10 protein-coding genes are annotated in these 12,705 nt (G+C 70.9%); 2 read left to right on the forward strand and 8 right to left on the reverse strand.

What is annotated here, in order from left to right:
* Positions 1–5 precede the first annotated feature (5 nt).
* The 8 genes from HD601_RS29365 to HD601_RS29400 all read right to left on the reverse strand — a co-directional run bounded on the left by HD601_RS29365 (position 6) and on the right by HD601_RS29400 (position 9,826).
* Positions 6–815: an alpha/beta hydrolase gene (locus tag HD601_RS29365; protein ID WP_184828009.1), complete on the reverse strand. Its 810-nt coding sequence runs from the start codon at positions 813–815 to the stop codon at positions 6–8.
* 118 nt (positions 816–933) lie between these two features.
* Positions 934–1,374 carry a hypothetical protein gene (locus HD601_RS29370; protein WP_184828011.1) on the reverse strand — a complete coding sequence of 147 codons (441 nt, stop codon included), beginning with the start codon at positions 1,372–1,374 and terminating at the stop codon, positions 934–936.
* Between the two features lie 250 nt (positions 1,375–1,624).
* Positions 1,625–2,953, reverse strand: a complete 1,329-nt coding sequence (locus tag HD601_RS29375) for a glycoside hydrolase family 36 protein (protein ID WP_184828013.1) — start codon at positions 2,951–2,953, stop codon at positions 1,625–1,627.
* Positions 2,954–2,978: 25 nt separating this feature from the next.
* The gene (locus tag HD601_RS29380; protein ID WP_221441416.1) at positions 2,979–3,776 is read right to left on the reverse strand and encodes an ABC transporter permease subunit; all 798 of its coding nucleotides are present in this window, start codon (positions 3,774–3,776) and stop codon (positions 2,979–2,981) included.
* Positions 3,777–3,801: 25 nt separating this feature from the next.
* Entirely contained in the window at positions 3,802–4,752 is a 951-nt protein-coding gene (locus HD601_RS29385) for a carbohydrate ABC transporter permease (protein ID WP_184828017.1), read from the reverse strand.
* A 7-nt stretch (positions 4,753–4,759) separates the two neighbouring features.
* Entirely contained in the window at positions 4,760–6,055 is a 1,296-nt protein-coding gene (locus HD601_RS29390; protein ID WP_221441417.1) for an ABC transporter substrate-binding protein, read from the reverse strand.
* 32 nt (positions 6,056–6,087) lie between these two features.
* Complete coding sequence (locus HD601_RS29395) at positions 6,088–8,598, reverse strand: NPCBM/NEW2 domain-containing protein (RefSeq protein ID WP_184828019.1); 2,511 nt, start codon at positions 8,596–8,598, stop codon at positions 6,088–6,090.
* Entirely contained in the window at positions 8,591–9,826 is a 1,236-nt protein-coding gene (locus HD601_RS29400) for an ROK family protein (RefSeq protein ID WP_221441418.1), read from the reverse strand. Before HD601_RS29400 ends, HD601_RS29395 begins: the two co-directional genes overlap by 8 nt.
* A 64-nt stretch (positions 9,827–9,890) precedes the next feature.
* On the opposite strand from HD601_RS29400, the gene HD601_RS29405 reads away from it, so the two are divergent.
* On the forward strand, positions 9,891–10,757 hold the full coding sequence (locus HD601_RS29405) for a helix-turn-helix domain-containing protein (RefSeq protein WP_184828021.1): 867 nt from the start codon (positions 9,891–9,893) through the stop codon (positions 10,755–10,757).
* A 616-nt stretch (positions 10,758–11,373) separates the two neighbouring features.
* Positions 11,374–12,621: an IS256 family transposase gene (locus HD601_RS29410; protein WP_184818915.1), complete on the forward strand. Its 1,248-nt coding sequence runs from the start codon at positions 11,374–11,376 to the stop codon at positions 12,619–12,621.
* Positions 12,622–12,705 lie beyond the last annotated feature (84 nt).

Consider the following 12,705-nt stretch of genomic DNA (forward strand, 5'->3'; position numbering starts at 1 on the left):
CCCGCTCAGCCAGTGCGATAGAACTCCGCCAGCTTCGGCGCCAGCAGCGCGGGATCGGCGACGTGGCCGGCGATCTCGACGGTGAGCCGCCGGGCGTCCGGAAGCGCGTCTGCCGCGGCGTCTGCGGCCGCACCGAAGAAGTCGACCGGCAGCCCGGCCGAGTGCGGGTCCACCGTCGCGCCGGTCGACAGCAGCACCGGCTGCGCGACCTGCGCCAGCCGGTCCGCGGGCGGCGGGCCGTCGCCCAGGCAGGCGGCGTCGTAGCGCAGCGTCGGCGCGAGGTCGAGCAGCGCGGGCCAGACCGGCGCCGCCTCGGCCCCGGCAATGTCCTCGTCCGACGACCCGGCCAGCCGCATGAACAGCCGCAACGCCTCGTCGCGGTCCCCTGCATCGAGGGCGCGGCCGAGGTCGGTGACGTACTGGCGCCAGGCCGCGACCATCGGCTCGGTCAGCAGGTACGGGACCTCGTGCACGGCGATCCGGCCCACCGGCAGCCCCGCGGCCGCCGCCTCCAACACCAGCGCCCCGCCCGACGACGCGCCGAACAGGTGCGCCGGACGGCGGGTCGCGTCGATGACCGCGGCGAGGTCCTCGATCTCCCGCTCGACGGCGTACGGCTGCGTGTCGCCGCTGTCGCCCCGGCCGCGGCGCCGGTAGTTGACGACGGCGAACCCGGCGCCCGCGAGGTGCTCGCCCAGCGGCACGTTCTCGCTGCCGTCGTCGAGCCCGCCGCCGACGAGCACCACGGTGTCGCCGTCGTCGCTCAGCCGGTCGTACCCGATGCTGGTGCCGTCGGCCGATCTCACATGTGGCATGGATCCTCCCTGGGTCGCACGTTGCGCCCAATCTAGGTCGCTGCTTGTGCGCGAACTGACGACGGCCGGTAGGGGTCGAGGGCGAGTTGCTACTGCTATAGCGGTAGTAACCCCGCCCTCAGCGACGGCGGACTCGCACTTTCGTCGAGTACCAGACACGCCTCACCCATGACTCCTCGAGATTCTGAAACTTCGAGGGCGACGGGCGGCCGGCAGGCCATCTGTTACCCAGGGACGGAGTGTCGCCGCTGCGGTCGTACTGCCACCGATCGGACCAACGCGCGTAATCCTCGTCGTGGATCGAGACTCTCAAGCGGCCGCCTCGCATGGAACGCTTCAATAGCGTACGAATCTCCCCCAGGGCCTCAGCCGCGTGATGGATGCCTCGTTCATTGACGAAACGGCCGCTTCGGAACGGCTCAAGATCGAGCACGTAGCGAAGCGGCTCCTGCCCCTTCCCGCGATAATCCGAGAACTGCACGCACACGTCGAAGCGCCAAGGGAGCTCGGGATCCTTGTTCCGTTGAATGGCCGAATCGAAGATTCGGGCCAGGCGCATGCGCGGAGGCATGGTTGGTATCCCATTGACCAGCAGGTAAGAGCCCTCGAGCCTCGTGTCGTGCAACGAGGATGTCAGGGGCGAGTCGCGACGGTTCCGACCGCGGACCATTGCGACGCACCCCAGTTCTGCACCCGTGCCTCCATCCGTCCGGATGAGAGTACGGACAGGCACCGACACTGTGGGCGTCGTCAGGAGGGAGTTTCACCCGCTATAGCGCGGACAACTCCCTCCCGACGCGACCAGCCGGTCAGCGGGTCAGCAACCGGCGGGTGGTCTCGAGGCCCCAGTCGTCCAGGCCGAGCAGGCGGTCGCTGCTCACGACGGCGCCGCCGACCTTCTCGACGTGCGCGGCCCAGGTCTCGCGGTTCTCGACCTTCGGCCCGACGATGAGGCAGTCGGGGTCGTTGGCGAAGAATACGCCGTTCATGAACTGCCGCCCGTCGGCCGACAGCACCGCGGCCTGCTGGCTCGGCGAGCACATGTCGCCGTCGCCGGGCTCGAGGGTGTGGCCGGTGTCGGCGCTGACGCGGATCGAGTCGACCAGGCCGACCGAGGGCAGGACCGGCGCCCCGCAGCCGAGGATGTGCGCCGACGGACCCACGGCCGACCGGATCAGCCGCAACCCGTCCCGGTACGCCGTCACCGGATCGACTCCCGAGTAACGCGAGCCCGGGATCGCCCCGGCCGCGATGAAGTCGATCTTGAAGTAGTCGATCCCCCACTCGGCGAAGGTGGAGAACACCGAGCTCATCCACTCCGCCGCGCCGGGGTGCGACAGGTCGAGCGAGTACAGGTCCTGGTTCCAGTTGTTGCCGGCGTGCAACAGGCCGCCGTGCGGGTGCCGCAGCAGCCAGTCCGGGTGCTCGTCGGCCAGCCGCGACCGCGCGCCGGCGAAGAACGGCGCCAGCCAGATGCCGGCCCGGCGGCCCTCGCCGCGGATCTTCTCGACCAGGCCACGGAGATCGGTGAAGGTCGACGACGGCGTCAGCCAGTCGCCGATCTCGGCGGAGTAGCCGTCGTCGATCTGCACGACGTCGATCGGCAGGTCGAGCGTGCGCATGGCCCCGAGGTTCTCGACGACGTCGGTCTCGCGGACGTCGCCCCAGTACTCGTACCAGGAGCACCAGGCGGTCGGCGCGGGGCGAGCAGGCGCTAGACCGGCCCCCTCCACGGCACCGACAGCCCACGACCGCAGGGCCTCCTGAACCGACGACCCGGGCACGACGGTGACGGCCACCGGCCCGTCCGCCCCCACCACGACCGAGCCGCCAGGGTCAGCGACCGCCTGCAGCCGCACCCCCGTCGTGAACGGGTCGGCCGCGGCCACGACGTGCACGGCACCAGAACCGTCGGCCACCGCCAGCACGCCCTCGCTGAAGTAACCCTCGCGGCCGGGGTGCGACGCCTGCCGGTAGTTGAGCATCCGGTTGCGCTCGGACGTGGGCCGGTGCGGCCGGGTGCCGAGTGGGTAGGCGGTGGTCGGGCTGAAGGACTGCCAGCCGTGCTCGAACACCTCGGCCCCCGAGGAGGAAGCGGTCAGCTCGTGCACGACGTCGAAACCGGGAGAGAGAGACATAGACAGAGCTTTCAGAGAGGGGCCGTCAGGCCTTGATTCCGGACATCGCGATGCCGCGGATGAACTGTTTCTGCAGCAGGACGAAGACCAGCACCATCGGCAGGATCGTCAGCAGCGAGCCCGCCATCAGGACGGGATAGTCGGTGCCCTGGGCGCCCTGCAGGGTGGCCAGGCCGACCGGCAGCGTCATCCGGTCCGGGATGGTGTTGACGATCAGCGGCCAGAGCAGGTCGTTCCAGGAGAACAGCGAGGTGAGGATGGTCAGGGCGGCCAGCGCCGGCCGGCACAGCGGCAGGATGATCCGCAGATAGATCTGCCAGGGGTTGGCCCCGTCGATCTTCGCGGCCTCGTCCAGCTCGGGCGGCAGCGTCCGCATGAACTGGTACAGCACGAACACGCCGAACGCGCTGAACGCACCGGGCAGCGCCAGCGCCTGGACCGAGTTCAGCCAGCCCATCGTCCGGATCACCTCGTACTGCGGGATCACGAACAGCTGCGGCGGCACCATCAGCACCACCAGGAAGCAGGCCAGCAGCGGCCCGCGGAAGCGGAAGCGCAGCCGCGCGAACACGTACGCCGCCAGCGACGCGATCAGCAGTTGGGCGACGACGCGCAGCACCAGCGCGAGCACACTGTTCACGGCCATCGAGCCGACGGGCACGACGTCGAAGAACTCGGAGTAGTTCGACCACTGCGGCGACGACGGCAGCACCGTCAGCGGGATCCGGGTCGACTCCCCCAGCGTCTTCAGCGACGTCAGGAACTGCCAGAGGAACGGCGACACCATGAGCAGCGCGCCGGCCATCAGCACGACGTGCGTCACCAGGTGACGGGAAGAACGCGCAGACTCACGCATAGGTCACCCACCGTCGCTGCAGGCGGAACTGCACGGCCGTCACCGCGAGCGTCACCACCAGGGTGACCAGCGCGATCACCGCGCCGAGCGGGCGGTCGTTGCGCACGAACGCCTCCTCGTAGAACAGGTAGACGATCGTCTTGGAGTCGGCCAGCGCCGGGTTCGTGCGGCCGAGCATGATGAACAGCAGGTCGAACATCTGCAGCGACCCGATCACGCTCAGCACCGACACCAGGAAGATCGACGGGGTCAGCAGCGGCACCGTCACGGAGAAGAACCGCCGGATCGGCCCGGCGCCGTCGAGCATCGCCGCCTCCTCCAGTGTCTCCGGCACGGCCTCGAGCCCGGCCGCCAGAATGATCAGGTTGGTGCCCAGCGCCATCCAGATGCCGACGACGGCGACGGCGTACAGCGCGGTGTCGGGGTCGGCCACCCAGGCCCTCGTCGGCCCGCCGACGGAGTCGAGCACCTCGTTGAGCAGGCCGAAGTCGCCGTTGTAGATGTAGCGCCAGACCATCGCGACGGCCACGGGCATGGTCACGACGGGGACGAAGTACAGCGTGCGGTAGAACGACCGGCCGCGCAGGCCCTTCTGGTGCAGCAGGGCGGCGATCACCATGGCGAGCGGCACGCCCAGCAGCACGATCGCCGCGTACACCAGCGTGTTGACCAGCGCCCGCCAGACGTCGTCGCCCTCGAACAGCTGCCGCCAGTTGTCGAACCCCGTGACCGTGTAGCCGGTGAACGCCGTCCCCTCGGAGAGGCTGAGCAGCACAGTCCGCAGCAGCGGCCACAGGTAGAAGATCACCAGGCCGGCGAACGGCACCGCGAGCAGGATCGCCGCCCACGCGTTGTCCGGGTGCCGGTTCGGCCGGCGGCGGCCGCCCGGCGGGGCCGGCGGCGCGGGTGGCGCCGCCGAGCCCTTCGTCTGGGTGACGGTCATCAGAGCGTCAGTTCTCCTGCGCCAGTGCCTCGTTCATGGCCCCGGCGAGACCCGCGGCCGCCTCCTCGACGGTCTGCTCACCGGTCCAGGCCGGGGTCAGGAACTCGCCCTCGCGGCTGGCCCAGGCGTCGGTGTTGCGCGACACCGGGAGCACGACGCCGTTCTCGGCCTGGTCGAGGAACGCCTGCAGGTTGAACTGCGGGAACGCGTCGACGAAGGCCTGCTGGGTGCCGTCGTAGGAGCCGATGACGGTGCCGGTCTCGCTGGAGATCTGCGAGGCCTCCTCACCGCTGAGGAAGACGGCGAGCCGGGCGGCCTCCTCGGGGTGCTCGGTCGAGGCGAGGGCCACGTTGCCGATGCCGTTGATGATGGTCGCCTCCTGGGCGCCGCCCGGCAGCTCGGTGACGTCGAAGTTCTCCGACGAGTACGGGTCGTTCGCGAACCGGATCGCGTAGAACGAGCCCGTGGTCAGCATGGCGAGCCGGCCGGACATGAACTGGGCGACCGACTCGGTGTCGGCGAACGACTCCAGCGTGGGCGACACGTGGTGCACGTTGATCATGTCGGTCCAGAACTTGATGCCCTCGATCGCCTCGGGGCTGTCGTAGCCCGACGTGGTGCCGTCCTCGGAGATCACCTCGCCGCCGGCCTGGTAGATCGTGTTGTAGTACGTGGCCTGCGGGTCCATGGGCGCGCCGATGCCGTAGACGCTGCCGTCGGGCTTGGTCAGTGCCTTCGCGTTGGTGATGACGTCGTCCCAGGTCCAGTCCGGCGTCGGGTAGGCCAGGCCGGCCTCGTCGAACAGCGCCTTGTTGTACCAGAGGCCGATGGTGTCGAAGTCCTTGGGCAGCGCGTAGGTGGTGCCGTCGTCGACGAACAGGTCGACCAGCTGCTCCGGGTACTTCTCGATGTCGAGGCCGGACTCCTCGAACGCGTCGTCCAGCGGCAGCAGCACGCCGCCGTCGATGTACTGGCCGATCTTCGCGCCGAGCATCCAGGCGACGTCCGGGCCGGTGCCGCCGGCGGTCGACGTCTGCAGCGTGCTCCAGTAGTCGGTCCACGGGATGATCTGGATCTCGACCGAGACGCCCGGGTTCTGCTCCTCGAACACGTCGAGGACCTCGCGGATGGCCGACTCCTGGTCCGGCGAGAACGTCGCGAAGGTCAGGTTGACCTCCTCGGCGCTGTCACCGCCGTCGCCGTCGTCGGAGCCGCCGGCCGAGGCGCCGTTGTCGCCGCATGCGACCAGCGTCAGGACGGCCGCCGCGGCCATCAGGCCGAGCAGGGTCTTCGTCGACTTCATCGTCGTACCTTCCGTTCGTATGGGAGCGTGACTCAGGTCAGGGGCCGCACGTGCGGGTCGATCCAGTCCACGTGCGCGGGCTCGGCGCCGGCGGGCGGTGGCTGCACGACCAGCCGCAACCGGGTGATGCCGGTGAGGTCCACGTCCAGCTCGCGCGCGGGTTCGCCGTGCGCGACCTCGACGGTGGACAGGACGCGCCCGTCGCCGACGACGGCGCAGGTCGCCGTCGTGCCGGCCGGGCTCTCGTCGTCGACGCCGACGGACGCGGTGAGCCGCGCCGCCGTGCCGTCGAGCACCCAGGTGACGTCCGCCGGGGCGCAGACACCGAGGCCACGGGGGTGGTGCACGCCGGCCACGGACATCGGCCGGCCGTCGGCGGGGTTGCCCTCGCCGTTGGACATGTCCCGCTCGACCGGCCCGCTGCCGTTGACGGCGGCGACGGGGGTGAGCGCGACGAGCGACGCGGGTTGCGCGCCGAGGGGGCTGACGACGCGCACGTGCGCGAGGGTGGAACGACGGGGTCCGAGCGGCTCGCCGGCGTGGACCGCCAGCACGGCGACGTGGCCGGGCTCGGTGTCCGCGGGGACGGTGACCGACCAGACGCCGTCGCGGACTGGGCGCGGCGGGTCCCAGCCGGGCGGGACGACGAGGTGCGGCTCGGCGCCGGTGACGGTGGCGGCGATCTCGACCGGCTCACCGGGGACGCCGCGCACGATCGGGTCGGCGACGGCGACGGCGACGGCTGCCGGCTGCGGCTGTCGTGACGCAGCGGCCCCCGCGCCGCCGGGCGGGGCGAGCAGGACCAGCGCGCCGCCGTTGGGCCGCAGGGTGAGGTCGACGGCGTCCGCCGCGGTCACCGGCCGGATCGCCCGGGAGAGCTTGCCGCCGTCGTCGTCGGTGATGATCGTAGCGGTGTACTCACCGGTGTTCAGGCCTAGAACGGTGAGGTCGACGGTGACAGGCTTCGGCTCGGCCAGCGCGGACAGCGCGCCGACGAACCACTCGGCGCCCGAGCGGCGGGCCAGCACGACGTACTCCCCCGGCCGCCCGGCCAGCAGCCGCGTCTCGTCCCAGTGCGCCCGGATCCGCTCGATCGCCGCCTCGGCGATGGGCCGCTTGGCGTACTCGTCGATCTCGTCGGCGTAGTTCAGCAGCCCCGACTCCAGCACCAGGGCCAGCGCCAGCTCGTGCGCCTCGGTGGTCAGCCGGGCGGCGGCCGAGAACGTCACCGGCGTGTAGTCGGCCGAGCCGACGACGTTGCGGGTGAACGGCACGATCGTGTTGTGCTCGGGGGTCAGCGGCTCGCTGTAGAAGACGTAGTACTCGGCACCGCGCACCGCCTCGTAGCTCATGACGTGCGGATACGTGCGCGACCAGCCGCGCGGGATGACCGAGCCGTGGAAGTTGATCATCAGGCCCACGCGGGCGCACTCAGCGATGACCTCGTCGTACCAGCGGTAGCGCGCCTGCGCCTCGGACTCCATGAAGTCGACCTTGACGCCGGCGACGCCCCACGACGCCCACTCGGCGAGCTTCCGCCGCTGCTCCGGTGTGGCCAGGTGGTCCCAGACGACCCAGACGAACACGCCGACGCCGCGCTCGCTGGCGGCCGACACCAGCTCGGGCATCCAGACGCCGTCCCAGCCGCAGTCGACCAGCACGTACTCCCAGCCGCGGGCGGCGGCGTAGTCGAGCATGCGCAACTGCTTGGACAGGTGCGCACCGCTGTAGAAGTCCGACCACCACGACCACGCGGCGCGACCCGGCCGCGCCCAGACGGGCACGGTGCCGCCGGCCACCGGCGGAGCGAGGTCGTCGACCAGGTGCGACGCGACGACGGTGCCGAGGTCGCCGACGATGGCGACCCGCCACGGCGTCGCCACGCTGTCGCCGTCGAGCACCACGTCGTCGGCGAGCGTGACGGTGAGCGCGCCGCCGCCGTCGTACCGCGCGAACGAGCCGCCGTAGCGGCCGTCCAGGTCGGCCTCGGTGACCAGCGCGAACGTGTCCTCTGCCAGCTCGACGAGGAACGGGAAGCCGTAGTCGCCGGGCTCCAGCGCGTCGAGCGTGCTGGTGAATCGGGTGGTCTCGTACCAGGGCGTGTAGGTGAGCGGCCAGACCGGCGCCGTCGCCGGGAACCGCAGGCCCGCGTCGCCGCCGGTCACCGTCACGCCGTCGAGCCCGATCAGGACGAACCGGAAGGCGACGCCGTCGGGCGCGGCCCGCAGCACGACGGCGACCTCGCCACCGCCGTCGCCGGCTGTGGCGAAGCGGATGGTGCGCTCGCGGTGGTCGACGGCGTGCGGGCCGACCCGCTTGCCGACGACCAGCTCGTACTCCTCGGTCACCTCGCGGGTGTCGTCGCCCCGGTAGGTCGCGCCCGACAGCAGGTCGCGGCCGTCGCCGGTGCGCAGGTGCAGCGGCGCGGGTGCGGTGACCTGGACGCCGTCGTGCAGCGCGGTCCAGGTGAGGCGGCCGCGGAACCACGTGAGCGCGATGGTGTTCGCGCCGTGGGACACGGACCAGGTGGAGGACTCAGACACGACGGACCCCTGGGCGACGGCGCACGTCGGCGGTGACGCGCTGGCGGGACGGGAAAACGAGCTCCTGGATGGCGACCGCGGCGGCACCGCGGGCCCACTCCTCGAACGGCAGGTCGCGCACGTGGATGGGCACCTGGTGGGCGGCGCCGAACGCCTGCTCCGCGAAGGCCTCGCGGAGGGCGGTCTCGAACAGGTCGAAGCTGGACACGCCCTCACCGGCGACGATGACGCGTTCCGGGCCGAGCAGGTTGGCCACCGACGCGAGTGCCAGCCCGATGAGCCGGCCGGCCCGGGCGAAGATCGCGCGGACGCCGTCGTCGCCGGTGCGTGCCAGCTCCACCGCGGACTCGATGGTGAGGTCGTCGCGGCCGGTGACGGCGCGGCAACTGTCCAGCAGCGCCTTCGTCGACGCCTCGGCCTCGACGCAGCCGTGCGCGCCACAGTGGCAGCGGACCGCGGGGTCGCCGAGCGGCAGGTGCCCGATCTCGCCGGCCACACTGTGCGCACCGCGGACCAGGCTCCCGTCCACGACGAGGGCGCAGCCGATGCCGGTGCCGATGGTGACGACGGCGAAGTTCGTGATGCCGCGCCCGAGCCCGAACCACTGCTCGGCGACGGTGAGCGCCTTGACGTCGTTCTCGACGACGACGGGGGCGCCGACGGCGATGCTGACGGCGGCGCCGAGGTCGACGTCGCGCCAGCCGAGGAACGGCGAGTAGCGGACGTAGCCGGTGTCGTGGTCGATGTCGCCGGAGAGGCTGAGCCCCAGGTCGTGCGGCGCGACGACGAAGCCGACGTCCTCGGCGCGGGCGACGAGCTCGCGGTGGAACGCGGCGATCGCGGCGACCGTGGCGTCGACGGAGTTGTCCGGCAGCGGGCGGCGCTCGGAGACCCGAGGTGCACCGGCGAGGTCGCACACCATGCCGATCAGCTCGTCGCGGCGGACGATGATGCCGAACGACCCGGTCTGCCGGGCGTGCACCTGAAGCGGGCTGCTCGGCCGGCCCATGCGGGTCTCGTCGCCGTTGTTCTGCTGGGGCTGGTCCGGGGCGTACTCGAGGTAGCCCTCGTCGATGAGCAGCTTCGCCACCCGCGTCACGGCGGCCGACGACAGCCCGGTCTCGCGGGCGATGTCGACGCGGGCGATGGGCCCGGCGGTCAACGCGGAGAGGAAGACGGCGCCCTCGGCCGGGGTTCCCTCGACCGGGCCGCCTCGCTGGATCGGCACGTAGCCGACGCTACGGAGACTTAATAAACTTTGTCAAGTATGTAACTCGTGACATAGTGGACGTGTGCCAGCCCGCGACGGTCTACGCCAGCAGGAGCGGCTGTACGCCGTGCCGCGGCGGCAGATCACGGCGGCACTGGGCGCCCCTGTCACACGGCGGCTGGTGGTCACCGACGCCGGCTACTCCCCCGCGTCCGTGGGGTTCGGGGTGGCCGGCTGTGACGGTGCGCGGCAGACCCTGGTGGCGGTGTGCGCCTCCGGCAGTGGCTGGGCCGAGGTGAGCGGCCGCCGTCATCGCATCGGGGCCGGCGCAGCCCTGGTCGTCCCGGCCGGGACGCCGCACGCCTACGGCGGGTCGCCGTCGTCGCCCTGGACGGTGTGGTGGTGCCGGCTGCGCGGCAGCGACGTGCCCGAGCTGGTCGAGGCGCTGGGCTCCCCCGTCGTGCCGATCCGCCGGCTCGACCGTGCGGTCGCGCTGGCCGACGAGATCGTGGCCCGCCTCGCCCGCGACGACGACGGCGGTCCGGCGCGGCTGGTCGGGGTGGCCGGCACGGCGTGGAAGCTGCTGACCCAGCTGATCGCCGACCGCGCCGCGACTCCGCCGGCGGCGGACGACCCGCTCGAGCGGGCCATGGCGTACCTGGCCTCGCGGCTCGACGGCACCGTGCGGGTGCCGGAGCTGGCCGCCCTGGTGGGTGTGTCGACGTCGCACCTGACGACGCTGTTCCGGCGGGCCACCGGCGGCGGGGTGCACGCCTACCACACGACGCTGCGCATGGAACGGGCCCGGCTGCTGCTGACCACCACCGAGGCGACGGTCGGCGAGATCGCCCGCGACGTCGGCTACGGCGACCCGTTCCACTTCTCGCGCCAGTTCCGCCAGGCGCACGCGATGAGCCCGACGGACTTCCGCCGGCGCTCTTCCGGTTGATGGTTGGCCGGGGGGATGAGGTTGGGCTCCCCGTCCCCCTGCTGCCCATTCTCTTAGCCGGTCACGCGCGCCTCAAGTCCGACATGGAGGCGCTTCGCGCCGGAGAGGCGGACTTGACCCGCGCGCACCCGGCCAAGAACCTGGCAGCTATCAGGGGGACGGGGAGGCCCTGGGCACGCCTCGCCCCTTCCGTGCCCGTTTCGTCCCGCTTTGGCGGGCTGCGGGCCGCGATGATCATCAACGATCCGCTACATCACCACGATTACCCGAGCCCCAACACGATTGCAGGCGTGATGAGGATCAGGTAATCGTGGTGGGCGGCCCAGCAAACGCCCCCGAAATCCCACATCGTGGGACACCGCGGATCTCGAGGGAGAGTTACTACCGCTCTAGCAGCAGTAACTCGCCCACGACGCCCGTCAGGAGAGAGTTCTCCCCACCATAGCGAGGGAAGTCCCTCCCGACACCATCAAAGGGTCGACTTCACTCGCCATTAGTGACGTCCGGCAGAGTGGTGTACCGATCCCGGTGAGCGTGTCGCTGTAGATGTGGGTGACGGCCACCGGGTGATCCTTCGAGTGATCTCTCACAACCGACTCGAAGAAGGACACCAACGATGACCGTCAGGACCAGTATCGACCCTGCCCGCCTGCTCGAGGAACAGCTGGCCCAGGCCAGCCCGGATCTGTTGCGCGAGTTGCTGCAGACGTTCATCAACACGCTGTTGTCGGCCGAGGCTGACGCGGTGTGTGGTGCGCAGTACGGCACGACCAGCCCGGAGCGGGTGAACCGGCGGAACGGCTACCGGCACCGCGACTTCGACACCCGTGCCGGCACGATCGATGTCGCGGTGCCCAAGCTGCGTCAGGGGTCCTACTTCCCCGAGTGGCTGCTCGAGCGCAGGAAGCGGGCCGAGCGGGCACTCACCTCGGTGGTGGCGACCTGCTACCTGCTCGGGGTGTCCACCCGGCGGATGGACAAGCTGGTGCAGTCGTTGGGCATCACGGCCCTGTCGAAGTCGCAGGTTTCGGAGATGGCCAAGGACCTCGACGCGCACGTGGAGCAGTTCCGCACCCGCTCGCTGGCCGACGCCGGGCCGTTCACGTTCGTCGCCGCCGACGCACTCGTGCTCAAGGTCCGCGAGGGTGGCCGGGTCGTCGCAGTCCACGCGCTGGTCGCGACCGGCGTGAACGCCGACGGGCACCGCGAGATCCTCGGCATCCACGTGACCACCAGCGAGGACGGCGCCGGCTGGCTCGCCTTCTGCAGAGATCTGACCGCCCGCGGCCTCACGGGGGTCAAGCTCGTCACGTCCGATGCCCACCGCGGGCTGACCTCCGCGATCGAGGCGACTCTGCCGGGTGCGGCCTGGCAACGCTGCCGCACCCACTACGCCGCCAACCTCATGTCAGCGACACCGAAGAACTCGTGGGGCTGGGTCAAGGCCCTGCTGCACTCCATCTACGACCAGCCCGACGCCGAGTCGGTGCATGCCCAGTTCGACCGCGTCGTCGACGCCCTGACCGAGAAACTCCCCGCCGTCGCTGACCACCTCGAACACGCTCGCGCCGACATCCTGGCCTTCACCGCGTTCCCCAAGGAGATCTGGCGACAAATCTGGTCGAACAACCCCAACGAGCGCCTCAACCGCGAGATCCGCCGCCGCACCGACGTGGTCGGGATCTTCCCCGACCGGCCCTCGATCATCCGCCTCGTCGGCGCCGTCCTGGCCGAACAGCACGACGAGTGGGCCGAAGGCCGCCGCTACCTCGGACTCGACGTCCTCACCCGCTCCCAGGCCGTCGCAACAGCCGAGCAGGAGGTGACCGACGAGGAGCTGACCCTGCAAGCCATCACGGCCTGAAGCACAACGACGAGGGATCAGACCTCGTACACCACGTCACCGGACTTGACCTCGCCATTGGCGACTTCACTTGGCACAACCATC

The sequence above is a fragment of the Jiangella mangrovi genome (genome assembly GCF_014204975.1).
GTDB lineage: Bacteria > Actinomycetota > Actinomycetes > Jiangellales > Jiangellaceae > Jiangella > Jiangella mangrovi.